The sequence below is a fragment of the Janthinobacterium goodfellowi genome (assembly GCF_051380695.1).
Lineage (GTDB): Bacteria > Pseudomonadota > Gammaproteobacteria > Burkholderiales > Burkholderiaceae_D > Janthinobacterium.
On the sequence record NZ_JBNYXN010000003.1, the window covers coordinates 393,959 to 417,002 of the forward strand.

Annotated in this window: 21 protein-coding genes and 1 riboswitch; of the genes, 13 read left to right on the forward strand and 8 right to left on the reverse strand. The window is 63.2% G+C overall.

All coding sequences use genetic code 11. From position 1 onward, the window contains the following. Positions 1–7 precede the first annotated feature (7 nt). Positions 8–1,996: a lytic transglycosylase domain-containing protein gene (locus tag ACQ4WQ_RS14140; protein ID WP_436497878.1), complete on the reverse strand. Its 1,989-nt coding sequence runs from the start codon at positions 1,994–1,996 to the stop codon at positions 8–10. A 32-nt stretch (positions 1,997–2,028) separates the two neighbouring features. Here ACQ4WQ_RS14140 and ACQ4WQ_RS14145 point away from each other — a divergent pair, with 32 nt between their 5' ends. Further along, positions 2,029–2,628, forward strand: coding sequence for a 5-formyltetrahydrofolate cyclo-ligase (locus ACQ4WQ_RS14145; RefSeq protein ID WP_495542708.1), 600 nt, complete (start codon positions 2,029–2,031; stop codon positions 2,626–2,628). A gap of 14 nt (positions 2,629–2,642) precedes the next feature. On the opposite strand, the gene metF is transcribed toward ACQ4WQ_RS14145, so the two are convergent. The 4 genes from metF to metK all read right to left on the reverse strand — a co-directional run bounded on the left by metF (position 2,643) and on the right by metK (position 6,823). Then, entirely contained in the window at positions 2,643–3,473 is an 831-nt protein-coding gene (gene metF, locus ACQ4WQ_RS14150) for a methylenetetrahydrofolate reductase [NAD(P)H] (RefSeq protein ID WP_326457710.1), read from the reverse strand. After that, the gene (locus ACQ4WQ_RS14155; protein ID WP_034783534.1) at positions 3,460–3,816 is read right to left on the reverse strand and encodes a phage holin family protein; all 357 of its coding nucleotides are present in this window, start codon (positions 3,814–3,816) and stop codon (positions 3,460–3,462) included. The genes metF and ACQ4WQ_RS14155 overlap by 14 nt, the downstream gene beginning before the upstream one ends. 195 nt (positions 3,817–4,011) lie before the next feature. Further along, positions 4,012–5,436 (reverse strand): adenosylhomocysteinase, encoded by a 1,425-nt coding sequence (gene ahcY, locus ACQ4WQ_RS14160; RefSeq protein WP_092713571.1) that lies wholly within the window; start codon positions 5,434–5,436, stop codon positions 4,012–4,014. 27 nt (positions 5,437–5,463) lie between these two features. Further along, positions 5,464–5,532, reverse strand: a riboswitch (S-adenosyl-L-homocysteine riboswitch). 124 nt (positions 5,533–5,656) lie between these two features. Beyond that, on the reverse strand, positions 5,657–6,823 hold the full coding sequence (gene metK / locus ACQ4WQ_RS14165) for a methionine adenosyltransferase (protein ID WP_436497882.1): 1,167 nt from the start codon (positions 6,821–6,823) through the stop codon (positions 5,657–5,659). Positions 6,824–7,011: 188 nt separating this feature from the next. Here metK and ACQ4WQ_RS14170 point away from each other — a divergent pair, with 188 nt between their 5' ends. Genes ACQ4WQ_RS14170 through dapF form a run of 3 tightly spaced genes read left to right on the forward strand, consistent with a single transcriptional unit; the run spans position 7,012 to position 9,628 of the window. Next, complete coding sequence (locus ACQ4WQ_RS14170) at positions 7,012–7,881, forward strand: lysophospholipid acyltransferase family protein (RefSeq protein WP_436497884.1); 870 nt, start codon at positions 7,012–7,014, stop codon at positions 7,879–7,881. Continuing rightward, positions 7,878–8,753 carry an LpxL/LpxP family acyltransferase gene (locus tag ACQ4WQ_RS14175; protein WP_436497886.1) on the forward strand — a complete coding sequence of 292 codons (876 nt, stop codon included), beginning with the start codon at positions 7,878–7,880 and terminating at the stop codon, positions 8,751–8,753. The genes ACQ4WQ_RS14170 and ACQ4WQ_RS14175 overlap by 4 nt, the downstream gene beginning before the upstream one ends. A gap of 11 nt (positions 8,754–8,764) precedes the next feature. Beyond that, positions 8,765–9,628: a diaminopimelate epimerase gene (gene dapF, locus ACQ4WQ_RS14180; protein WP_436497888.1), complete on the forward strand. Its 864-nt coding sequence runs from the start codon at positions 8,765–8,767 to the stop codon at positions 9,626–9,628. An 8-nt stretch (positions 9,629–9,636) separates the two neighbouring features. Here the strand turns inward: dapF and ACQ4WQ_RS14185 are convergent, their stop codons facing one another. Beyond that, positions 9,637–11,139, reverse strand: coding sequence for a tetratricopeptide repeat protein (locus ACQ4WQ_RS14185; protein ID WP_436497890.1), 1,503 nt, complete (start codon positions 11,137–11,139; stop codon positions 9,637–9,639). 413 nt (positions 11,140–11,552) lie between these two features. On the opposite strand from ACQ4WQ_RS14185, the gene ACQ4WQ_RS14190 reads away from it, so the two are divergent. The 8 genes from ACQ4WQ_RS14190 (at position 11,553) to ACQ4WQ_RS14225 (ending at position 19,082) form a co-directional block, all read left to right on the forward strand. Next, on the forward strand, positions 11,553–12,632 hold the full coding sequence (locus tag ACQ4WQ_RS14190; RefSeq protein ID WP_326457716.1) for a porin: 1,080 nt from the start codon (positions 11,553–11,555) through the stop codon (positions 12,630–12,632). 179 nt (positions 12,633–12,811) lie between these two features. After that, the gene (locus ACQ4WQ_RS14195; protein ID WP_326457717.1) at positions 12,812–13,489 is read left to right on the forward strand and encodes a DUF484 family protein; all 678 of its coding nucleotides are present in this window, start codon (positions 12,812–12,814) and stop codon (positions 13,487–13,489) included. 7 nt (positions 13,490–13,496) lie between these two features. After that, positions 13,497–14,444: a tyrosine recombinase XerC gene (locus ACQ4WQ_RS14200; RefSeq protein WP_436497893.1), complete on the forward strand. Its 948-nt coding sequence runs from the start codon at positions 13,497–13,499 to the stop codon at positions 14,442–14,444. 137 nt (positions 14,445–14,581) lie between these two features. Continuing rightward, positions 14,582–15,688: a CobW family GTP-binding protein gene (locus ACQ4WQ_RS14205; protein ID WP_436497895.1), complete on the forward strand. Its 1,107-nt coding sequence runs from the start codon at positions 14,582–14,584 to the stop codon at positions 15,686–15,688. 481 nt (positions 15,689–16,169) lie between these two features. Then, a complete protein-coding gene (gene dksA / locus ACQ4WQ_RS14210) occupies positions 16,170–16,622 on the forward strand; it encodes an RNA polymerase-binding protein DksA (RefSeq protein WP_034753066.1) in 453 nt (150 codons plus the stop codon). Positions 16,623–16,845: 223 nt separating this feature from the next. Next, on the forward strand, positions 16,846–17,382 hold the full coding sequence (gene hslV / locus ACQ4WQ_RS14215) for an ATP-dependent protease subunit HslV (RefSeq protein WP_034753065.1): 537 nt from the start codon (positions 16,846–16,848) through the stop codon (positions 17,380–17,382). Positions 17,383–17,516: 134 nt separating this feature from the next. After that, entirely contained in the window at positions 17,517–18,869 is a 1,353-nt protein-coding gene (gene hslU / locus ACQ4WQ_RS14220; RefSeq protein ID WP_326457720.1) for an ATP-dependent protease ATPase subunit HslU, read from the forward strand. 18 nt (positions 18,870–18,887) lie between these two features. Continuing rightward, a complete protein-coding gene (locus ACQ4WQ_RS14225) occupies positions 18,888–19,082 on the forward strand; it encodes a hypothetical protein (protein WP_099395432.1) in 195 nt (64 codons plus the stop codon). A gap of 153 nt (positions 19,083–19,235) precedes the next feature. Here the strand turns inward: ACQ4WQ_RS14225 and ACQ4WQ_RS14230 are convergent, their stop codons facing one another. After that, positions 19,236–19,850 carry an outer membrane protein gene (locus ACQ4WQ_RS14230; RefSeq protein WP_326457721.1) on the reverse strand — a complete coding sequence of 205 codons (615 nt, stop codon included), beginning with the start codon at positions 19,848–19,850 and terminating at the stop codon, positions 19,236–19,238. Positions 19,851–20,017: 167 nt separating this feature from the next. On the opposite strand from ACQ4WQ_RS14230, the gene ACQ4WQ_RS14235 reads away from it, so the two are divergent. Beyond that, positions 20,018–20,803 (forward strand): helix-turn-helix domain-containing protein, encoded by a 786-nt coding sequence (locus ACQ4WQ_RS14235; protein ID WP_170933040.1) that lies wholly within the window; start codon positions 20,018–20,020, stop codon positions 20,801–20,803. On the opposite strand, the gene ACQ4WQ_RS14240 is transcribed toward ACQ4WQ_RS14235, so the two are convergent. Further along, complete coding sequence (locus tag ACQ4WQ_RS14240) at positions 20,776–23,034, reverse strand: patatin-like phospholipase family protein (RefSeq protein ID WP_436497899.1); 2,259 nt, start codon at positions 23,032–23,034, stop codon at positions 20,776–20,778. The genes ACQ4WQ_RS14235 and ACQ4WQ_RS14240 overlap by 28 nt on opposite strands. Between the last annotated feature and the right edge of the window lie 10 nt (positions 23,035–23,044).

Here is a 23,044-nt window from a genome sequence, read left to right on the forward strand (position 1 = left end):
GCTAACTTTAGTTGGATGATGGCAAATCGGCGGAAACGGCGCTATTCTTCGGTCCTACGGTGCCCAGGCGCGCCTTCAGCGACTGCGGACTCTTCTCGAACAGGGCCGCATAATACGTGGCGTTGGCCATCACGTTTTTCACGTAGCCGCGCGTTTCCGTGTACGGGATCGTTTCGGCGAAGATGGCGCCTTCCAGCGGACGCGTCATGGTGGCGCGCCAGATGCGCAAGCGTCCCGGCCCCGCGTTGTAGGCCGCGCTGGCCAGCACTTGCGAACCGTCCAGGCCGCCAAGCACCATGTTCAGGTAATTCGTGCCCAGCAAGACGTTGGTGCGCACATCGCTCAAGGTTTCCGTGACGAAATCGGTCAGGCCGATCTTCTTGGCGACATAACGGGCCGTCGATGGCATGACCTGCATCAAACCGGAGGCGCCCACGTGCGACTGGGCATCCATGATGAAGCGCGATTCCTGGCGGATCAAGCCATACACCCAGGCCTTGTCCAGGCCCAGGGTTTGCGTAGCCGGATGCATGACGTCGTCGTGCGGCGTCGGATAGCGTTGCGTATAGTCCACTTCCAGGCGCGTGCGGTCCGAGGTGTTGACCATGCGGTCGAGCACATTGTTCTGGCGCGCAAACTCCGCGGCGGCCAGATGTTGCCGGTCCGTCATCGAACGCAATTCCCAGTTCCACTCGCGCGTGCCCTCGAAGCGCAAGCGCATGTTGAAAAATTTCAAGGCGCGCTGCAAACCGGGATTGGCGGCCATGGCGGCGATTTCCGCCGGCGTGACGGGCTGGCCCGGCGGCGGCAAGACCAGGTGGTTGCCCAGCTCCTCATTGGCCAGCAAGCCGTAGAAATTCGATTGATCGCTGATCGTGCGGTACAGGGCATCGGCCTGCGCATTCGGGCGGCCCGGCGTTTCCGCCTGCTGCGCGCGCGCCAGCCAGTACACCCAGGTCGGGTCCGTGCGCAGGGAGGCCGGCATGGCCTGGATCGCTGCCTTCACCTGGGGCCAGTTTCCTTCACGCAAGGCGATACGCGCCTTCCATTGCATCTGCTCCTGGGTCAACGGTGCGCCATTGGTTTTTTGCCAATATTCGAATGCTTCCGGCGCCAGCGAATACGACGCCTGCAGGGCCAGGCTGGCCCAGCCGATGGCCTGTTCCTGCGGCGTCAGCTGCGCACTGGCCTTTTGCAGGGCCACCACACCCAGTTTCAAGGTGCTTTTCGCCATGCGGCCCACGGCCACCAGATACATCTCGTGGTCGGCGCGACTTGGACCGGGGCCCTTGGCCAGCACCAGCGCGGGCAAGTCGATCGCTTGCGCCATCTTCGCGTCGGACGCGCCCAGCAGCAGCGCAATGCGGCGCGCCGGGCCTGTGGCGTTGGTCTGGCCCGCCAGGCGGATCTGCGCCCACAGGTCATTCGCGTCAAACTGGCCGTTTTGCGCCAATGCCGCGATCAGGCTGCCGCACGCTTCGCCATAGCCCGGTGGCGAGACGAGCAGGTTACGCGCCTCGGACGCCACGTTCTGGCCCTTGGCGGCGCGCGACATCAGCGCATAGCACTTGAGCTGGGTATCGTCGTCGAGGGCGAATTGCGGATATTGTTCATCGAACACGACCCAGTCGCGCTTGCGGCCGAGCTCCAGCAGCCAGTCGTTGCGGAAACGGTCGGCGATGGCGCTGCCCTTGTAGCGGTTCAGGTAATCGCGAAATTGCGCCTCGGTCAGCAGTTTGATGCGCGGTTTCAGCCGATAATAGTCAACATACGAGGGAATCTGGTAATTCGTCAGGCGCCCCGCATAAAAGTCGGCTTTTTCGACGTCATCCTTGCGCGCGGCGTCGCGCAGCAGCAGGAAGGCATCGTCCTCGCTGCGCGTGTCGGGGGCGGCTGGGGAGACGGCGGTGGATACCTGGGCCAGGGCGGCCAGGGGAGACAAGGCCGATGCAACACACAGCATCGTGCCGGCAATCCATTTCAGTGGGGAAATCAATGTACGACTCTCAATCTTAACTTGATGGTGATATGAATAGCGACCCTAGAATAACATGCGATCCGGCTACACGGCCACCCATTGCGCCACAGGAAAAAGCCGGCTTGCGCAAAGCCCTGCTGGCGGCCCGGCGCGCCCTGCCCGACGCCACGCGAGTAAGGTGGGATGCGGCCATCGCGCAGCGCCTGCTGGACTGGTGCGCGCAAGAAAACGTCAGGGAACTGGGCGTGTACTGGCCCCTGCACGGCGAGCCGGACTTGCACGAGGCATATACGGAGCTGGCCGCGCGCGGCGTGCAATTAAGCTTGCCGGTGGTGCTGGAAAAACATGCGCCGCTGGCATTTTCCGACTGGACGCCGGGCGAGCCCATGGTCAAGGATGGCATGGGCGTGGCCGTGCCGGCCCGGTTGCGCCTGCGTCCGGCGCCGGCCACCCTGCTCGTACCCTGCCTGGGGTTTAACGAGGAACGCTTTCGCCTCGGCTATGGCGGCGGCTACTATGACCGCACCCTGGCGGCCACGCCCCGCCCGCGCACCCTCGGTATCGCCTATGCCTGCCTGGCGGCCAGCTTTCCCAACGGCGAATACGACATCGCCCTCGATCACATCGTGACCGAGGGCGATCTGCTCTAACGCATCAGAACGGTTTATTTCACCAGGCGCTGCCACAAGGCCGTCGTGGCGGCCGCCTGGTTCATGCTATAGAAATGCAAGCCTGGCGCGCCGCCTTCCAGCAAACGTTCGCACAAGCCCGTCACCACGTCCAGGCCAAAAGCCTTGATGGACGCGCTGTCGTCGCCGAAGCTGGCCAGCTTCAGACGCACCCAGCGTGGAATTTCCGCGCCGCACATGTCCGAAAAGCGCATCAACTGCGTGTAGTTCGTGATCGGCATGATGCCGGCCACGATCGGCACGTTGATGCCCATCTTCTGCGTCTGCTCGACAAACTGGAAATACGCGTCGGCATTGTAGAAGTACTGGGTGATGGCGGCATTGGCGCCGGCCTGCACCTTGCGCGCGAACGCGTTCAGGTCGTCCTGCGGCGAACGGGCTTGCGGATGCACTTCCGGATAGGCGGCCACTTCGATATGGAAATGGTCGCCCGTCTCGGCGCGGATGAATTCCACCAGCTCGTTGGCGTAACGGAACTCGCCCGAGGCGCCGTAGCCGCTGGGCAAGTCGCCGCGCAAGGCGACGATACGGTTCACGCCCGCCGCCTTGAAGTCGGCCAGCACGGCGCGGATCGATTCGCGCGAACCGCCGACGCAAGACAGGTGCGGTGCGGCCTGTTCGCCGGCCGCCAGGATTTCGCGCACGGTGTCCAGGGTGCCCTGCTGCGTGGTGCCGCCGGCGCCGAACGTCACCGAGAAATACTTCGGATGCAATTCGGACAACTTGGCGCGCGTGGCGCGCAGCTTTTCCGCCCCTTCCGGGGTTTTCGGCGGGAAAAACTCAATACTGAAATTATGCTTTTCCATCGTCGTTACTCAAAAGTAAGGTCGACAAGGCCCAGGAAATGATGCTGTACAGAATGGCACCGCCCACGGCAGACCAGAAACTGGCGACATGGAAACCATCGATCACCTGCGCCACCAGCCAGAACAGGAAGCCATTGATGATCAAAATGAACAGGCCCAGCGACAGGAACGTCACGGGCAGGGTCAGCAGGATCAGCAAAGGACGGATCAGCGCATTGACCAGTCCCAGCACGGCGGCGGCCAGCAGCGCGGTCCAGCCGCTGCTCATCGTCACCGAGTGCATCAAATAAGGGACGGCAAACAGGGCCGCCGCATTGATAAACCAAATCAGTAGCAAGCGCATTTCTCTAGCCTGTCAAAAAAGAGGGGCAAGCCGGCCGCAGCCGGCTTTCAAGTAGTCCGCGAAGTATCGTTGCTTCGGGAGCCGTAGCGAGCAGACGTGCGGCGTGGCCGAGAAGCGCAGCTGTACTTTATGTACAGCGAGCATCGCCGGCCTCGCCCCGCGTCGCGCAGTAGGCTCGCGGAGCAACCAGCCAAATTAATAGCGGTAGTGCTCTGGCTTGTAGGGACCTTCCGTGCGCACGCCGATGTAGTCGGCTTGCTCTTGCGTCAGTTCCGTCAGCTGCGCGTTCAACTTTTTGAGTTGCAGGCGGGCGACTTTTTCATCGAGGTGTTTTGGCAAGGTGTACACGCCGACCGGGTAGTTGGCCGTGTTCGCGTACAGCTCGATCTGGGCGATCGTCTGGTTGGCGAACGACGAGCTCATCACGTACGACGGGTGGCCCGTGCCGCAACCGAGGTTGACCAGACGGCCTTCGGCCAGCAAGATGATGCGGCGGCCCGACGGGAAGATGATGTGGTCGACCTGCGGCTTGATGTTTTCCCACTCGTATTGTTTCAACGAAGCGACGTCGATTTCATTGTCGAAGTGACCAATGTTGCAGACGATGGCCTGGTCTTTCATGCGCGTCAGGTGGTCGTGCGTCAGGATGTGATAGTTGCCCGTGCAAGTGACGAAGATGTCGCCGTGTTCGCAGGCGTAATCCATCGTGACCACGCGGTAGCCTTCCATCGCCGCCTGCAGCGCGCAGATCGGGTCGACTTCCGTCACCCACACTTGCGCCGACAGGGCGCGCATGGCTTGCGCCGAACCCTTGCCGACGTCACCGTAACCGGCGATGACGGCCACTTTGCCGGCGATCATCACATCGGTGGCGCGCTTGATGCCGTCGACCAGCGATTCGCGGCAGCCATACAGGTTGTCGAATTTCGATTTCGTGACGGAATCGTTGACGTTAATCGCAGGGAAAGCCAGCTTGCCTTCCTTGTGCATCTGGTACAGGCGGTGCACGCCGGTCGTCGTTTCTTCCGTCACGCCGAGGATTTCCGGCAGGCGCTTCGAATACCAGGTCGGGTCGGCCAGCAAGTGCTTCTTGATCGAGTTGAACAGGCAGATTTCTTCGTCCGAACCGGGGTTGGCCAGCACCGACAGGTCGGTTTCCGCGCGCACGCCCAGGTGCAGCAGCAGGGTCGCATCGCCGCCATCGTCGAGGATCATGTTCGAGTAGACAGCCTTGCCGTCCACGTTCGGCCATTCGAAGATGCGGTGCGTGTATTCCCAGTAATCATCCAGCGACTCGCCCTTGACGGCGAACACGGGCGTGCCGGCGGCGGCGATGGCGGCGGCGGCGTGGTCTTGCGTCGAGTAAATGTTGCACGATGCCCAACGCACTTGCGCGCCCAGTGCTTCCAGGGTCTGGATCAGCACGGCGGTCTGGATGGTCATGTGGATGGAACCGGTGATGCGCGCGCCCTTCAAAGGCTGCGCTGCCGCGAATTCTTCGCGGATGGCCATCAGGCCAGGCATTTCCGTTTCAGCAATCTTGATTTCTTTGTCGCCCCATGCGGCCAAGGTGATATCGGCGATGGTGTAGTCGTGTTGCGATTTGAGTACGGCGTTCATCACGCCCTCCTTTCAGTTGTTGAAAAAGGTACGTGAGCGCGGTTGCAGGATATTCCGAGCCTGGCGAATTTCTTCGTCGCAACGCTCCTCGGACGGGGGATTTTAACATTGTCAAGGCCGCCGCGCCAGCTTGTTTGCGCTGCATTGCCACGCAACAACACATAAAAAAAAGCGCCCGCGGCCAGAAGGCCGGGGCGCTTTTCTTGTAAAGCTGACTAGATTACTTCAAGCCGGCAGCGTCGCGCAGCAGGGCGACCTTGTCCGTGCGCTCCCACGTGAATTCCGGCTCTTCGCGGCCGAAATGGCCGTAGGCGGCGCTCTTCTGGTAGATCGGGCGCAGCAGGTCGAGCATTTGCACGATGCCTTTTGGACGCAAATCAAAGTGCGCCAGCACCAGCTTGGCGATTTCCGTGTCGGGAATCACGCCCGTGCCTTCCGTGTAGACGGTGATGTTGATCGGCTTGGCCACGCCGATGGCGTAGCTGACCTGCACCTGGCATTGGCGCGCCAGGCCGGCGGCGACGATGTTCTTCGCCACGTAGCGGGCCGCGTAGGCTGCCGAACGGTCGACTTTCGACGGGTCCTTGCCCGAGAACGCGCCGCCGCCGTGCGGGGCCGCGCCACCGTAGGTGTCGACGATGATCTTACGCCCGGTCAAGCCGCAATCGCCTTGCGGACCGCCGATGACGAAACGGCCCGTCGGGTTGACGAGGAATTTGGTTTCCGTCAGCCACTCGCGCGGCAGGATGGGCTTGATGATTTCTTCGATGACGGCTTCTTCGATCTGCTTGTGCGAGATTTCCGGCGCATGCTGGGTCGACAGCACCACCGTGTGCACGCCGACGGGACGGCCATCGACGTAGCGCAGGGTCACTTGCGATTTCGCATCCGGACGCAGCCATGGCAGACGGCCATCCTTGCGCAGCTGCGACTGGCGCTCGACCAGGCGGTGCGCATAGTGGATGGCGGCGGGCATCAGCTCGGCCGTTTCATCGCAGGCATAGCCGAACATCAGGCCCTGATCGCCAGCGCCTTGATCCAGGTCAATGCCCGCGCCTTCATCGACGCCTTGCGCGATGTCCGGCGACTGCTTGTCGTAGGCCACCAGCACGGCGCAACCCTTGTAGTCGATGCCGTATTCCGTATTGTCGTAGCCGATGCGTTTGATGGTTTCGCGCGCAACTTGAATATAATCCACATTGGCGTGCGTGGTAATCTCGCCAGCCAGCACCACCAGACCCGTGTTGCACAAGGTTTCGGCAGCCACGCGGGCGCTCGGATCCTGGGTCAGGATGGCGTCAAGGATGGCGTCGGAAATTTGATCGGCAACCTTGTCGGGATGGCCTTCCGAAACGGATTCGGAAGTGAAGAGATAGTCGTTTGACATTGCAAGCTCCTGTTTACTATGTGAATGTTCTGTCGCAGTAAAGAGGATTTTGCCTGCGACGCTTTAGCGAGATTTATATTCCGCATCGCAAGTTGTCTATTAACTCAGCGGTTACTGCATACGTGGTATTTTACGCTTCTTAAAAAATTTTGGCACGGCAACACGCCATTCCTGGAAACAGCTTATACATGTTAGTCCCAATTTTCCGCTTCCTGTCCATCTTTCCCCTGCCCGTCCTGCATGGCATTGGCGCTGTGCTCGGCTGGGTGATTTACGCCATTTCCCCGTCCTACCGTCGCCGCATGCGCGAGAACATGCAAGGTGCGGGGTTTTCGCAACACTTGCACACGGCCGTGGCCGAAGCGGGCAAGAGCGTGCTGGAACTGCCCTTCATCTGGTGCGCACCGGCCGCGCGCGTGGCGCGCCATGCGACGGTGGAGAACTGGGAACTGGTGGAAAAAGCGCTGCAGCACGGCCGCGGCATCGTCTTCCTGACACCGCACCTGGGCTGCTTTGAAATCGTCGCCCAGCAGATCGCGCTGCGCACGCCGCTCACCGTGATGTACCGCCCGCCCAAGCGCGCCGCCCTGAAACCGCTGATCGAAGGCGCGCGCGCACGCGAAAACCTGATGCTGGCGCCGGCGAACATGTCGGGCGTGCGCATCTTTGCCAAATGCCTGAAAAAGGGACAACCGATCGGCCTGCTGCCCGACCAGGTGCCGCAGGAGGGCGAAGGCGTGTGGGCCGATTTCTTCGGCCGTCCCGCCTACACCATGACCCTGCCCGCCAAGCTGGCGCAGATGGGCGGCGCCGAAGTCATCATCACCTACGCGGAACGCCTGCCGGGCGGACGCGGCTACGTCGTGCACTTCGTGCCTTTCACCGAGTCGCTCGACAGCACCTCGGCCGAGCAGGCGCGCACCATCAATGCGGCCATGGAACAATTGATCGCGCGCAGTCCGGCACAATACCTGTGGAGCTATAACCGCTACAAGGTGCCGCGCGGCGCGCCGCCGCCCACGCCCGCCACGCCCGATGCCGCCGGGGAGCAGGCATGAGACTGCTGATCGCCTTCATGTGGCTGCTGCACTGGCTGCCCTTGCCCATCCTCGGCCGCTTCGGCGTGGCCGTCGGCAGCCTGCTGTTCATCGCCATGCCCACGCGGCGCAGGATCGCCCTGACGAATCTGCGCCTGTGCATGCCGGAATTGTCGGAAGCCCAGCGCGTGGCCCTGGCACGCCAGCATTTCCAGGCCTATTCGCGCAGCGTGTGGGAACGCAGCATCCTGTGGTGGTCGTCGGAAGAGCGCCTGAACCGCCTGATCAGGAAAGTGCCCGCCTTCCCGGGCCAGCAGATCGCGGCCAAGCCGACCATCCTGCTGTGCCCGCACTTCGTCTGCCTCGACGTGGCGGGCGCCGCCACGGCCATGGAAATTTCCGCTTCGTCGATGTACGTGCAGCAAAAGAATGCCGCCTTCGACCAGGCCTTGCGCAACGGCCGTTCGCGCTTCAAGCCGCCCAAGCTGTTTACGCGCCAGGATGGCATCAAGACGATTCTGCGCGCGCTGCGCGACGGCTTGCCCTACTTTATGCTGCCGGACATGGATTTCGGCGAGAAGGATGCGGAATTCGTGCCCTTCTTCGGCGTGCCGGCCGCCACCCTGACGGCCACGGCGCGCCTGGCGCTGGCCGCCAAGGCGCAGGTGATTCCCGTCATCGCCACCTTCCTGCCCGATTACCAGGGCTGGAAAGTGACCTATTACCCGGCCTGGGACGATTATCCGGGCGACGACATCACGGCCGCCACGCGCCGCATGAACGAATTCATCGAAGAGCGCGTGCGCGAAGCGCCGGCCGAGTATTTCTGGACGCATAAACGCTTCAAGACGCGTCCGGAAGGCGAAGCCTCGTTCTATAACCAGCACAAGTGATACGGCAGAACATGAAACTCCACTTTACCAAGATGCATGGCGCGGGCAACGACTTCATCGTCATCGACGCCATCAACCAGCAAATCGACTTCACGCCGGCCCAGTGGCAGCGCCTGGCCGACCGCCGTTTCGGCATCGGCGCCGACCAGATTCTCGTGGTGGAAAAGCCGCGCCTGCCCGGCTGCGACTTCCGCTACCGCATCTATAACAACGATGGCGGCGAAGTGGAACAGTGCGGCAACGGCGCGCGCGCCTTCGTCAAGTTCGTCAGCGAAAAAGGCTTGTCGAACCAGTCCAGCATCCGCGTGGAAACCATGGCCGGCGTGATTGCCCCGCGCCTGGAACCCGATGGCAGCATCACGGTCGACATGGGCGCGCCCGTGCTCGAACCCGCGCTGGTGCCGTTCGACGCCGCCGACCTCGCCGGCGTGGCGGAAGGCAGCGACACCCTGTGGCCGCTGGACCTGGCGTTGCCGGGCCAGACGGCGCCCGTGCTGGTGTCCGTCGTTTCGATGGGCAACCCGCATGCCGTGCAAGTGGTCGACGATGTCGATGCGCAAGATCTGGAGCAATCGGGCCCGCGCATCGAGCACCACCCGCGCTTTCCCCGCCGGGTCAACGCCGGCTACATGCAGATCGTCAACCGCCAGCACGTGAAACTGCGCGTGTTCGAGCGGGGCGCGGGCGAAACCCTCGCTTGCGGCACGGGCGCCTGCGCCGCCGCCGTGGCCGGCATCCTGCGCGGCCGGCTCGATTCCCCCGTGCGCATCAGCGCGCGCGGCGGCGAACTGTCGATCGCCTGGCAAGGCCCCGGCCACCCCGTCCTGATGACGGGCCCGGCCGTGACCGTCTTCGAAGGCACGATCGAGCTGTAAGGAATGAGTCAGGCCGCCAGGCACTGCTGTTCCTGCGCGACACCGAGCTCGGCCAGGTAGCACTTCAGGCGGTACAGCCGTTGCCGGTAATTGCCTTCCGGCCCCGTCACGCCGCAATCGACGCGCTCGAACAGGCGCACCACCTGATCGAGCAGCTGGCGCTCCTGCGCCGTGCGGACCAGCACCAGGCGCCGCTTGCCGCGGCCGTGCGTGGCGCTGATATCGATCAACAGACAATGTCCCTGGTCGGCCGCATGGATGTCGAGCAGCAGCGCCTCTGCACGCGACAGGTGAAAGCAGCGCGCCAGTTCCAGGCGCGCCGTCAGCAGGGGATGGCTCTGGCCCAGCTGGCGCAGCCGCTCATCGGCATGCAGGGCGGCGCACTGGCCCCAGTCGCCGGGCTCGCCACGCGGCGCGATGCGCGCCAGCGCCGCCTCCGCTTCACTGCTGCCTTGCGCCTGCGCCTGCAGCAGCCAATACGCGGCACGCACATCGTTGTTGACGCCGTCGCGGCGATTACGCCAGGCATGCATGCCGCATTCGAGCTGGGCCGGGCCATGCCCCAGGTCGGCGGCACGCTCCAGGCAGAAATGCGCTTCGATCACATTACGCTGGGAAAATTCCGGTTTGGTATAGATGCGCGACAGCACGAACCAGGCTACGGCCAGCCCCTGCTCGCCCGCCTGCGTCAGCCAGCGCACAGCGCGCTTGAAATTGGCCGCGCCAGTGCGCGTTGCCAGCCGCTGGCCATGCGCATCCATGCGCGCATAACCGAGTCCCAGCTCCAGCTGCGCCGTGCGGTCGCCGCCATGCGCGGCCAGCTCGCAGCACTGCCAGCCCTCGGCGTCGCCGCCAGGCGCCAATGCCTGCGCGCAACGCGACAGCAACAGCACCTGCTGCGCGTCGAGGGCGATCGTGCGCGCACCGGCCACCGCCTGGCGCTGCAGCAGCTCGCGCGCCAGCGGCAAGCCTTGCGACAGGAAGCCGGCATGGTTGCCCTGGCTCCATGCCTGCTCCAGCCAGGCGTGCAGCGGCGCGTCGCCATCGGGGGCGTGCTCGCCGGCGAGGCCGGTGTCCGGTCCGGGCGCTGCGGAGGATCGTTCTTGCAGGGACAACAACCATTGCGCATCGGGCAAGCCGGCGCGCACGGCGGCGTCCAGCGCCACGCGCGCCTTGGCCCGCAAGGCTTCACTGCTGCTGGCGGCATTGCCCAGCACCAGTTGCGCCAGCACCAGGCCCGCCTGCACCAGGCCCGCATCGAACGCCTGCGCGTAATACGGGATCAGCGCCTTGGCTGCCGGTTGCGCCACTTCGAACGGCACGTGCGTGCCGATCAGCATGCACGCTTCCTGACTATCCTCCTGGGCCGCCCGCGCCAGCCAGTGCAAGGCAGTCGGCAGACTCTGCGGCACACCCTGTCCAAACAGATACAAGCGTCCCAACGCCAGCTGGCAAGCGACATCGCCAGCCCGTGCGCCCTTGATCAATCCTAATGTTTCGCGATTTGCCATCGATTCTCGATATTGAGTCAATGAGTCTAATTAGTAAGCCGTCTCCAGGCCCATCCATGCAAGCCCGCCCTTAGTGTAACGTCCTTGTGTCACAAATCCGCCAAAGCGCCCTCAAGAACTTGATTCAACGCAACAATGTCCTGGTCAGAACATGCCAATATCGCAATGCGCCGCTACGGTAGCGATGGGAGAACGCGTGCCATCGGCGCAGGGCTGGCAAAAACTGCGCGTTACAAAAATACAACAGGGGCATGCATTTATGCCGCTTTTCACCAATCTTTTCACGCACATTTGACCAATCCCGCACGTCTTGCGCGCCGACGAATTAAGGTTCATTCATCGAAACGCGACAGTTAGCGCATTTCAATCTGCTCGGATCTCGGACGGAACTCACTTTTAATAGGGAATAAGACATGAAAAAATCACTCGTTGCCCTCGCACTCTTCGGCGCCTTTGCCGCAACCGCACAAGCGCAGTCGTCCGTCCAAATCTACGGCACGATCGATGCAGGCCTGGGCAAAGCGACTGGTTCGACCACCGCCGTCACCAAGCGCGACAACAACAAACTGGGTTTCAAGGGCACGGAAGATCTGGGCAATGGCTTGAAAGCTATTTTCCAACTGGAAATTCGCTATGAATCCGACACCGGCACCGTAGAAAACACGTCGGGCGCCAATTCGCGTCCGCTGTTCCAGGGCCAAAGCCGCGTCGGCCTGCAAGGCGACTTCGGTACCGTGCGCCTGGGCCGTGGCCTGACCGCGTTCCAGGAAACGAGCACCGGTTTCGAACCATGGTCGGGCATGCCTACGCCAGCCGGTTTCCAGACCGACCTGACCGTGGCCGGCTACACCAGCGATCCGCTGAGCGCGCCAGGCAACTCGCGTAACCGTTTCTCGAATGCCGTGTTCTACAACTCGCCAGTCATCAGCGGCTTCCAGTTCAACGCCACCGTGGCCGCCAAGGAAGCGAACAACAACGCCGCCGTCGCCGCCACCGTGCCTAACCTGACGACGAATGCCACCGGCAACTACGCGCTGCCAGCCAACGTGGCACCAGCGTCGAGCCCGTACTCGGTCTCGCTGACCTACAACTACGCGCAATTTGCCGCCATGGCAGCCTACGAGCGCAATGGCGTGCAAGCCAAGCTGTGGTCGGTCGGCGCATCGTTCAATCCGCTTCCAGAATTGAAACTGATGGCAACGTACCAGCACCAGGATGACGGCAATTTCAAAATCATCAACACCGACACCAAATCGTGGGTGCTGGGCGCCAACTATGACGTCGGCCCAGGCAAGATCCGCGCTGGCTACGGTCAAAAAACGCCGGATGGCGTCGCCAAGACCAAGCAAGCATCGCTGGGCTACGACTACAATCTGTCGAAGCGTACTTACCTGTACGCAGATATTTCGAACAAGAAATCGGCCAGCGTCACCAACTACAACAACACCACCTCGGTCAACTACATCGGCGTAGGCGTACATCACAACTTCTAATGCCCCGCACGTCACCCTCCGCGGGTGATTGCTGAGCAAGGAAAACAAGGCGGCATGGGCAACCATGCCGCTTTTTTCATGGGCGCGCGGAAAATGCACGGGCACCGCGCCCTTTGCGCCTATGCCGCCGCACTCTCGGTTAGAATGAAGCGTTCAACTTTCACTGACAGATATTCTCAATGACCGCCACACTCGATTCCAGCACCGTCGCCCAGTACCTGAGCGAGCATCCGACGTTCTTCGAAGAGCATACCGCGCTGCTCGGCGAGGTCAAACTGAGCAGCCCGCTGACGGGACGCACCATCTCGCTGCAGGAGCGGCAGATGGAAGTGATGCGCGACAAGTACAAGGCGCTCGAGTTGCGCATGTCCAAGCTGAGCCGCGTGGCCGAGGAAAATGGCGATATCGCCAGCAAGTTCCACGGCTGGAACCAGGCCATGCTGCAAGTGCGCAACGATGCGGACATGCCGCGCGTGCTGGTCGATGCCTTGCAAAGCAATTTCGACGTGCCCTACGTCAGCCTGCGCCTGTGGCAAGTGCTGCCGGAACACGCCGACGGCTGGTTCACCGAAGATGTGACGGCCGACGTGCGCATGTTCGCCAACAGCCTGCAAACGCCGTACTGCGGCAGCAATCGCGATTTCGAAGCCGTGCACTGGCTGCAGGCGGACAAGATCGAATCGACCGTCATGATCGCCCTGCGCGCGCCGAACACCACGGGCACCTTCGGCTTGCTGGTGTTGGGCTCGCCCGACAGCGAACGCTTTACCTCGAGCATGGGCACCGATTTCCTCGTGCATATCGGCGCCACGGCCAGTGCCGCCCTGGCCGCGCTGCGCGCCGGCGCGCCGGCCTGAATCAGCCATGCATGCGGCGCGCGGCAAGGCCGAGTGGCTCGACGCCTACCTGGCGCAGCTGGCCACGCAGCGCAAGCTGTCGCCGCATACCCTGGACGCCTACGGGCGCGACTTGCGCGCCTTGCTGGAACTGAGCGGCAATACGCCGTGGACGGCGCTGGCGCACAACGAAGTACGCCGCTACACGGGCAAGCTGCATGCCGGCGGCCTGGACCCGCGTTCGATCGCCCGCAAGCTGTCGTCGTGGCGCGGTTTTTTCAACTGGCTCAGCGGTGAAACGGCGCTCGACGCCAATCCCGTCGACGGCATCCGCGCCCCCAAGCGGGCCAAGACCTTGCCGAAAGCCCTGTCGGTGGACGACGCCGTGCGCCTCGTGGCGCCCGCGCAACACCAGCAGGGTGGCGCCGAGCCGGAGCAACTGTGCAACCGCGCCATGTTCGAGCTGCTGTATTCGAGCGGCTTGCGCGTCTCCGAACTGACCAGCCTGGACACCCATTACTGCAAGGCCGACGGCGGCCAGCCCGCTTCGCTGGGCTGGCTCGACATGGCCAGCTTCGAGGTCATCGTCACGGGCAAGGGCAACAAGATGCGCAAGGTGCCTGTCGGCAAGGCGGCGCTCGTGGCCCTGACGGCCTGGCTGGCCGTGCGCCCGCCAGCGGCCGATGGCAGCGCTGCCTTGTTTTTAAGCACGCGCGGCACGCGCATCTCGCCCCGCGTGCTGCAGCTGCGCCTGAAGGCGCACGCGCTGGCGACCGACATTCCCGCGAATGTGCACCCGCACGTGCTGCGCCACTCGTTCGCCTCGCACGTGCTGCAATCGTCGGGCGACTTGCGCGCCGTGCAGGAAATGCTGGGCCATTCCAGCATCACCTCGACCCAGGTCTACACGGCCCTCGATTTCCAGCACCTTGCCCACGTGTACGACCAGGCGCACCCGCGCGCCAAGCTCAAGTAGGCAGCCGCGCCAATGGGCCGGCCTGATCCATATCAAGCGGATGGGCGCGCATTTGCAAGCTTTTGCAAAATTCCGGCATAATCGTCCGCATTCTTCCGCTTGCGCGGCGGCACCACCGATTACAGCATAGGCATCTCATGGCACTGATTCCAACCACCATCCTCACCGGTTTCCTGGGCGCAGGCAAAACCACCTTGCTCAACCGCATACTGCAGGAAGACCATGGCATGCGCATCGCCGTGATCGAAAACGAGTTTGGCCAGGAAAACATCGACAATGAAATCCTGGTGCAGGATAGCAACGAACACATCATCGAGATGAACAACGGCTGCATCTGCTGCACCGTGCGCGGCGACCTGATCGTGGGCTTGTCGGAACTGGCGCGCAAGCGCGACGCCGGCCTGCTGGCGTTCGACCGCGTCGTCATCGAAACGACGGGCCTGGCCAATCCCGGCCCCGTGGCGCAAACCTTCTTTGTCGACGAGGAAGTGGGCAGCCACTACATGCTCGACGCCATCATCACGGTGGTCGATGCCCGTCATGCCATGAAGCAACTCGATGAATACGAGGAAGCACAACGGCAAGTGGGCTTCGCCGACAAGCTGCTGCTGTCGAAAACCGACCTCGTCAGTGAAGACGACGTGGCCGTCCTGACGCGCCGCCTGAAGCGCATCAATCCCCGCGCGCCCATCGCCAAGGTCGATTTCGGCCGCGCGCCGCTGGCCGAGGTGCTCGACATCCGCGGTTTCAACCTGAATGAAAAGCTGGAACTGGACCCGGATTTCCTGGAGACAGAGACGGCGCACGTCCACGATCACGACCATGCGCACGAGCACGAACACGGCCATGCGCACGAGCACGAACACGGCCATGAGCACGCGCATGAGCACAGCGACGCCTGCGCCACCGATTGCGGCCATGCCGACCACCACCATGCGCAGCACAGCGACGATATCGCTGCCTTTGTTTTCAAGAGCACGCAACCGTTCGACAGCGCCAAGCTCGACGAGTTCCTCGGCGGCCTGGTGCAGGTGTATGGCCCGCGCATGCTGCGCTACAAAGGCGTGCTGCTGATGCAGGGCGCCGAACGCAAGGTCGTCTTCCAGGGCGTGCACCAGCTGATGGGCAGCGACCTGGGCGCCAAATGGGGCGAAAACGAAGTGCGCGGCAGCAAAATGGTGTTTATTGGCAAAAATCTACCAAAAGACATTTTTATTCGCGGACTCGAACAATGTTTGGTATAAACTAGCCGGGTTTTGCAAAGTATCCTTTGCAAAGCAGAAATAAAAGGGAAAGTTAAGCACGCTTTCCCGCTGTCCGATACCCATCTTGCTGGCATAAACCAACAAGTAGCCGTCTCTGATCGGCTAGTCAACAAATCGGGATGGCAATATAAGGCAAAGCGTGCCAAAATCAGCGACGAAAACGGCCCATGTCGTTCGCCTGTCATGAAATGCTGGCAAACTGCCGCTGGCCGCATGCCAGGCATGCAACCGATCCACCCAACACGCCCGTTGACGCGCGCATAGCGCGACAGGCATAGAGCGGTAAAAAGTTATCAACATGGCACCATGGCCGGCCGGTAGTCCTGGCTTTCGCCGGCAAGCCAAGGTCGCACGCAGTACAGCGGGACAGCAATGCCAAGCGGAACCTGTACAGTTGCTCGGTATCGCCGCATCAACTGATCAATTTGAAAACTCTGTCGTATCGAAGGTAAGCGAAGTTATGACCAAAACTAATAAATCGACCCCGGCCGCCAACCAAGACATCCCTCTCATCAGCGAAGACCAAATTCGCGCCATGAGCGAAGATGACTACATGAATCCGGCACAACTGGCATTCTTCAAGGCGCGCCTGCAGCAGCTCGAGAAAGACCTGCTGAAAAACGCCGGCGAAACCACGGAACACTTGCGTGAAACCGTGCTCGTACCGGACCCTGCCGACCGCGCCACCATCGAGGAAGAGCATGCGCTGGAACTGCGCACGCGCGACCGCGAACGCAAATTGCTGAAGAAAGTACAGCAATCGATCGCCAGCATCGACGCCGGCGACTATGGCTGGTGCGAAGAAACGGGCGAGCCTATCGGCATCCCGCGCCTGATCGCCCGTCCGACCGCCACCCTGTCGCTGGAAGCCCAGCAACGGCGCGAACTGAAGCAAAAGCTGTACGGCGACTGATCGCCCCTCCCCTTGCGCGGCCGCCCCGGCGGCCCCGCGATGGCGAATAAAAAAGCACACAACCCTGGTTGCGTGCTTTTTTTTCGTCCCGCGCCGACTACACTGAAGCAAGCACGGCAGTGGCACATGCCGCTTGCAATTGCCTTTTCCATCCCCACGTTTGAACCATGGGCGCGCAATCGCATGGCCTTGCACGCATCGGCACGAATCTTTTGAGGTCACTATGGAACAATTTCACGGCACCACCATCCTCTGCGTCCGGCGCGGCAAGCAAGTCGCCCTGGGCGGCGACGGCCAGGTAACGCTCGGCAACATCGTCATGAAGGGCACGGCCCGCAAAGTGCGTAAGTTGTATCAGGGCAAGGTCCTGGTCGGCTTTGCCGGCGGCACGGCCGACGCCTTTACCCTGCTCGACCGATTTGAAGGCAAGCTGGAAAAACACCAGGGCAATTTGCTGCGCGCCTCCGTCGAACTGGCCAAGGACTGGCGCACCGACCGCGTGCTGCGCCGCCTGGAAGCGATGCTGCTGGTGGCCGACAGCGAGTCGACCCTGGTCATCACGGGCAATGGCGACGTGCTGGAACCGGAAGACGGCATCGGCGCCATCGGCTCGGGCGGCACCTACGCCCAGTCCGCCGCCAAGGCGCTGCAGGAAAACACGGACTTGTCGCCGGCCGACGTGGTCAAGAAATCGCTGACCATCGCCGCGGAACTCTGTATTTATACGAATATGTCCCACATCATCGAAACCCTCGACTAAGAGTCCCCGAGAAAACGCCCATGGCTGCGTTGCATGGCCTGGGCGTACAAAAACGTACTGCCTGCGGCCACGCGCCTTGCCCTGAACGTTTTTCGGGAACTCTACGCAAAGAAGACAGAAAGCTAACTATGATCATGAACATGACCCCGTCGGAAATCGTCACCGAACTCGACAAACACGTGGTGGGCCAGGCCAAGGCCAAGCGCGCCGTCGCCATCGCCCTGCGCAACCGCTGGCGCCGCCAGCAGGTGGCCGAGCCCCTGCGCCATGAAATCACGCCCAAGAACATCCTCATGATCGGCCCCACGGGCGTCGGCAAGACGGAAATCGCGCGCCGCCTGGCCAAGCTGGCCGAGGCACCGTTCATCAAGATCGAAGCGACCAAATTTACCGAAGTCGGTTATGTGGGGCGCGACGTCGACACCATCATCCGCGACCTGATCGACATCGGCATCAAGCAGACGCGCGCGCTGGAAATGAAGAAAGTGCGCGCACGCGCCGAAGATGCGGCCGAAGACCGCGTCATCGACATCCTCGTGCCGCCGGCGCGCGACTTCGGCTTCACACCGAATACGGCAGCGGCCGTCGACAGCGGCAGCGGCGACAGCACGCGCCAGACCTTCCGCAAGCGCCTGCGCCAGGGCGAGCTCGATGACAAGGAAATCGAGATCGAGCTGGCCGAGGCGGGTCCGCAGATGGAAATCATGGCGCCGCCGGGCATGGAGGAAATGACGGAACAGATCAAGTCCATGTTCTCGGGCGTGGGCGGGCAGCGCAAGAAGGCGCGCAAGGTCAAGATCAAGGAAGCCTTGAAACTGCTGGTCGAAGAAGAAGCGGCCAAGCTGCTCAACGAAGATGAGCTGAAACAGAAGGCCATCCAGAACGTCGAACAGAACGGCATCGTCTTCCTCGACGAAATCGACAAGATCGCCTCGCGCTCGGAATCCGGCGGCGCCGACGTCTCGCGCGCCGGCGTGCAGCGCGACCTGCTGCCGCTGGTCGAGGGCACGACCGTCAACACGAAATATGGCATGATCCGCACGGACCACATCCTGTTCATCGCCTCGGGCGCCTTCCACCTGTCGAAACCGTCGGACCTGATCCCGGAACTGCAGGGGCGTTTTCCCATCCGCGTGGAACTGGAATCGCTGTCGATTGCGGACTTCGAGCGTATTCTGACGAGCACCGACGCTTGCCTGACGATGCAGTACGAAGCCTTGCTGGCGACGGAAAACCTGAAACTGCAATTCGCGCCGGAAGGCATCACGCGCCTGGCGGAAATCGCCTATTCGGTCAATGAGCGCACGGAAAACATCGGCGCGCGCCGGCTGCACACGGTGATGGAAAAACTGCTGGAAGAAGTGTCGTTTACGGCCAGCGAAGGCAGCAGCACGACGGAAAACCTGCTGGTGATCGATGCCGCGTACGTCAACGAACGCCTGGAAGCGCTGTCGGTCAACGAGGACCTGTCGCGCTACGTGCTGTAAGAAGGAAGGGGGAAACCGATGGCAAACAAGGCCTTGGCGACGCGGCAGAAAATGCAGTTCCGCGTCGAGCCCTCGCAAAAACCGCGCAACCCCGTCGCCACGGCCGCCCTGCAGCGCACGGCCGGGGCGCACGTAAAGACCGTTTCCGGCCAGCGCCAGCAGGAAAAACGCCTGCTGGCGAAATTGCTGCTGAAGGTAGACGTCAAAGACTGATCGGGAAATGTCCATGGCAAGGCGCATGGACGAAGACAGTATGAGCAATACGGCGAGGCCGTGCAACGCCGCCATGGGCATTTCAGGCCGCCCGCGGACACCCCGTTCCGGGGCGTCCGCCATCAGGCCACTCTCTGCCGCAGCACCATCCCCTTAGAAACGGTAGGACGCGCCCAGCGAAAACATGTCGACCTTGGTCGTTTGCTTGCTGCTGTACTTGACCGGCACGCGGTCCCAGTCCAGGTGCAGCGACCAGTTCTGGTTCAGCGCATATGCCGCGCCGATGCCGTAGGTCAGGCCGATCTTGTCCTTCTTGTCCGAACCGCCGCCCAGATAATCGACCTTGCCCTGCGTGTACGCCGCACCGGCGCGCCCGCTCAGGGTAAAGGCGTCGAACTGGTAGCCGAGCACGCCCTGTATGCCGAGGCCTGTGAACTTGCCGCGGCCAGCACGCTTGCCGGCGCCCGTGTCGAAGCCGGACTTGACCTCGCCGCCCATGTACCCCACCAGCTCAACCGAAGGCAGGGCCACGCCGCCCTGAAACGGCAGCGCGTCGAAACTGTAACCCACATAGGCCTTGCCATTGCGCTTGCTGCTTTTGTCGCAGTCGCCTTGTCCGGCGATGCAATCGAGGCCCGTGCTGGCGCGAAAGCCATAGCTGGCGCCCGCATAGATGGGACCTGGCGCCGGTTCGGCGGCGGCGGCATGCAAGGGGGCGATGGCGGCCAGCGCCAGCAGCGCTGCGGGGAAACGGAAAGATGGGAACATGGATAACCTCTACAAGTGGATGGATTGCCTGGTTGTAGCGCGCTGCGCGAGCCACAAGCGGGAGTGTCATCTCTTTTGCCCAGAAGTACTATCATCTTGTGCAAAGTGCCATTAAGGGATACATTCGGTACCGCCATCCGCTACCAAACTTACATAAAGGATATCTCGTGAGTTCACCTGAACTGGTTTTGCGCGTGCTGCGCACCCAACTGCGCGCCGCCGGCATCACGTACAAGGTTTTGGCCGAACGCATCGGCATGAGCGAGTCGAGCGTCAAGCGCATGTTTGGCCAGCACGACATGTCGCTGTCGCGCCTGGCCCTGATCTGCAAGGCTTCCGGCATCGCCATGGAAGACGTGCTGCGCGGCGCGGCCGACATCACGCCGCATGCCGACACGCTCACCCTGGTACAGGAAAAGTCGCTGGTGGCACATCCGCGCCTGCTGCTGGTGGCGATCTGCTGCCTTGGCCACTGGAGCCTGGAACAGGTGGTGGAAACGTATGCGCTGACGCAGGCCGAATGCATCGGCTGCCTGGCCGAACTGGACCGGCTGGGCTTGATCGAACTCAAGCCGCTGAACCGCTACAGCCTGCGCGTCTCGAACGCCTTCCACTGGCTGGCCGACGGCCCCGTGCAGCAGTACTTCCGCGAACACGTGGTGGCCGATTATTTCAGCGGACATTTCGACGGCGCCGGCGAAACCCTGATGTGCATCCCGGCGCGCCTGTCGCTGTCGAGCGCGCAGGAACTGGTGCAGAAGATCCGCCAGCTGGCCGAGGAACTGGCGCGCCTGCACCAGAACGACCGCCGCCTGGCGCCGCAGGAGCGCGACGGCTTTACCCTGCTGCTGGGGTTTCGCTCATGGGAGTTTGCCGCCTTCACGGCCCTGCGCCGCAGCACGGCGTCCGCCGCCCCCGCGGCGCCTTACCAGACGGGGCCCAGGAACAGATAGAGCGTGCTCTCGCCGCCCTTCGATGCGCCCGAGGCCACGTACACGGGACCGAAGCGCGTATCGACGGAAATGAAGGCGCTGCTCGCCTGCGTGAACTTGCTGGCTTTCCAGCGCTCGCTCTGATCGAAGCCGCCGCCCATTTCCAGCGAAAAGCCGGCCCGCACGGCGCCGCCCAGGGTGCTGGGCAGGGAACCGATGCGGCGCGCCATCACGAAGCGCGCCAGGGCCACGCTGCGCCCCGTCACCGACTCGAACTGCGTGCCGGACAGGCGCAGGAAGCCGCCCAGACTGAGCGGTGCCTCGCCCCGCTGCGCGCGCGCCCATTCGCCATACACATGACCGGCCCAGTTACCGCTGCCAAAGGCCTTCAGGCCCGTGATGGCGGAGCGCCCCAGGCCCGACTCGCCCGTACCGGTGGTCGCGGAGCGCGTCCAGGTGGCGTCGAACAGCACGCCGCGCGTGGGGAAACCGGGCGAATCGAGCGTATCGACGCGGAACTGGACAAACTGGTTGGTGCCCAGCGCCCGCTCCTTGGGGTAGGTCGGGTCGGCGGGGATGCTGACGTCCGCCTTGACTTCGCTGCGCGTGATGCCGAACTGCAGATCGCCCCAGAAACCGAACTGGCGCCCCAGCACCAGGCTGGCGGCCTGGCCGCTGTAGGCGACGCGCGCATTGCGCCGTCCCTTGTCGAACAGGTCGACCGCCTGGGAAGTGTACTGCAGCGATGGCGCGATATACCACGGGTTGCCGGCGCCGAGCGGCTGCCAGTACTGCACCCCGAAATTGCGCGCGGTGCCGATCTGCACCATGCTGCGCAATTCGCCGCCCCAGCTGTTCAGATTCGAGCGCACGTGCAGCAGCTTCAGGGCAAAGGTATTGCTGTCCCTGAAATCGCTGGCCATTTCCAGGCCCACACGCAGGCGGCTGCTGGCCCACGGCGCTTCGACCGCCTTGATGGTGACGGCGCGCTGGTCGCCCGCATCGACCACTTCCGTCTCGACGCGCGCCACGTCGCCGCGGCCATACAGCTTGGCCGCCGCCTTGAGCACATCTTCCTGGCTGACCGACTGCCCTTCCACCAGGCCCGATTGCGCCTGCAGGATGCGCGGATTGATATCGCCTACGCTTTCCACGGCCAGGCGCGTGAGCGGCAGGGCCACGTCCAGCAGGGCCGGCGCGGCCAGGCGCAGCTGCTCGCGCGCCGCATACTGTTCCGGCGGCAGGGCCAGCGGCGCCAGGCGGGCAGCCAGTGCCTGCGCCGCCTGTTCGCCGGCGCGCATGGCGCGCGCATAGTTTTCGAAGTCGAGGAAGCTGACGCCCGTCAGATCCGGCGCCACCAGGATGTCCTGCGGCCGCAGCTCCTTGAGCGAGCGCTGCACGTTCTGCTCCGTGAGGATCTGCAGCATCTGCTGCGCCACGCCGATGGCGCTGCCCAGCTCTTTTTCCGGTGCCAGCGGCGTGCCCACGTTGACGGCGATGATGATGTCGGCGCCCATGGCGCGCGCCATGTCGACGGGCAAGTTGCGCACCAGGCCACCATCGACCACCAGGCGGTTGTTCACGCGCACGGGAGCAAACACGCCCGGCACGGCCAGCGAGGCGCGCATCGACAGGAACAGGGGCGTGTCGACCAGCTCCACCAGCTCGCCATTGACCAGGTCAGAGGCCACCGAGCGGAAAGGCAGCGGCAGCTGGCTGGCGGGACGGTCGCGCATGCCGGCCGGCAGCAGCCGGTTCAAGGCCATTTCCAGCGCCGCATTGCTGGCCGCCGCCGGCGGCGTGGAAATGCCGTTGCGGCTGGTGCCGAACTCGATGCGCGACGGCAGCAATAAATCTTCCTCGCGGCGGCGGAACGCCAGTTCGTCGCGCGGCGGCCGGTCGGCCACCACGCGCGCCCAGTTGGTATCGCGCGCCATCTTTTCCAGGTCTCCCACGGAAGCGCCGGCCGCGTACGCACCGCCCACCACGCCGCCCATGCTGGTGCCGACCACCATGTCGATCGGCACGTGCAGTTCCTGCAGCACTTTCAATACGCCGATATGCGCGAGACCGCGCGCGCCGCCGCCCGACAGCACCAGGGCGATGCGCGGGCGCGCCGGCACGGGCGCAGGAACGGCCAGGGGAGGAACGGAGGTCGCGGTGGCAGCGGGAACGTCAGCGGCGGCGGCGGCTTGCGGCAAGGCGCACAGCGCCGCCACGCAGCCCGCCAGGACGGCACGGATCGAGAACATGAAGACTCCT

Excerpts from the sequence above, each read along its gene's own strand:
- ACQ4WQ_RS14145 (WP_495542708.1), top strand. The coding sequence starts at position 2,029 with ATGAATAGCGACCCTAGAATAACATGCGATCCGGCTACACGGCCACCC.
- metF (WP_326457710.1), bottom strand. The coding sequence starts at position 3,473 with ATGGAAAAGCATAATTTCAGTATTGAGTTTTTCCCGCCGAAAACCCCG.
- ACQ4WQ_RS14155 (WP_034783534.1), bottom strand. The coding sequence starts at position 3,816 with ATGCGCTTGCTACTGATTTGGTTTATCAATGCGGCGGCCCTGTTTGCC.
- ahcY (WP_092713571.1), bottom strand. The coding sequence starts at position 5,436 with ATGAACGCCGTACTCAAATCGCAACACGACTACACCATCGCCGATATC.
- metK (WP_436497882.1), bottom strand. The coding sequence starts at position 6,823 with ATGTCAAACGACTATCTCTTCACTTCCGAATCCGTTTCGGAAGGCCAT.
- ACQ4WQ_RS14170 (WP_436497884.1), top strand. The coding sequence starts at position 7,012 with ATGTTAGTCCCAATTTTCCGCTTCCTGTCCATCTTTCCCCTGCCCGTC.
- ACQ4WQ_RS14175 (WP_436497886.1), top strand. The coding sequence starts at position 7,878 with ATGAGACTGCTGATCGCCTTCATGTGGCTGCTGCACTGGCTGCCCTTG.
- dapF (WP_436497888.1), top strand. The coding sequence starts at position 8,765 with ATGAAACTCCACTTTACCAAGATGCATGGCGCGGGCAACGACTTCATC.
- ACQ4WQ_RS14185 (WP_436497890.1), bottom strand. The coding sequence starts at position 11,139 with ATGGCAAATCGCGAAACATTAGGATTGATCAAGGGCGCACGGGCTGGC.
- ACQ4WQ_RS14190 (WP_326457716.1), top strand. The coding sequence starts at position 11,553 with ATGAAAAAATCACTCGTTGCCCTCGCACTCTTCGGCGCCTTTGCCGCA.
- ACQ4WQ_RS14195 (WP_326457717.1), top strand. The coding sequence starts at position 12,812 with ATGACCGCCACACTCGATTCCAGCACCGTCGCCCAGTACCTGAGCGAG.
- ACQ4WQ_RS14200 (WP_436497893.1), top strand. The coding sequence starts at position 13,497 with ATGCATGCGGCGCGCGGCAAGGCCGAGTGGCTCGACGCCTACCTGGCG.
- ACQ4WQ_RS14205 (WP_436497895.1), top strand. The coding sequence starts at position 14,582 with ATGGCACTGATTCCAACCACCATCCTCACCGGTTTCCTGGGCGCAGGC.
- dksA (WP_034753066.1), top strand. The coding sequence starts at position 16,170 with ATGACCAAAACTAATAAATCGACCCCGGCCGCCAACCAAGACATCCCT.
- hslV (WP_034753065.1), top strand. The coding sequence starts at position 16,846 with ATGGAACAATTTCACGGCACCACCATCCTCTGCGTCCGGCGCGGCAAG.
- hslU (WP_326457720.1), top strand. The coding sequence starts at position 17,517 with ATGAACATGACCCCGTCGGAAATCGTCACCGAACTCGACAAACACGTG.
- ACQ4WQ_RS14225 (WP_099395432.1), top strand. The coding sequence starts at position 18,888 with ATGGCAAACAAGGCCTTGGCGACGCGGCAGAAAATGCAGTTCCGCGTC.
- ACQ4WQ_RS14230 (WP_326457721.1), bottom strand. The coding sequence starts at position 19,850 with ATGTTCCCATCTTTCCGTTTCCCCGCAGCGCTGCTGGCGCTGGCCGCC.
- ACQ4WQ_RS14240 (WP_436497899.1), bottom strand. The coding sequence starts at position 23,034 with ATGTTCTCGATCCGTGCCGTCCTGGCGGGCTGCGTGGCGGCGCTGTGC.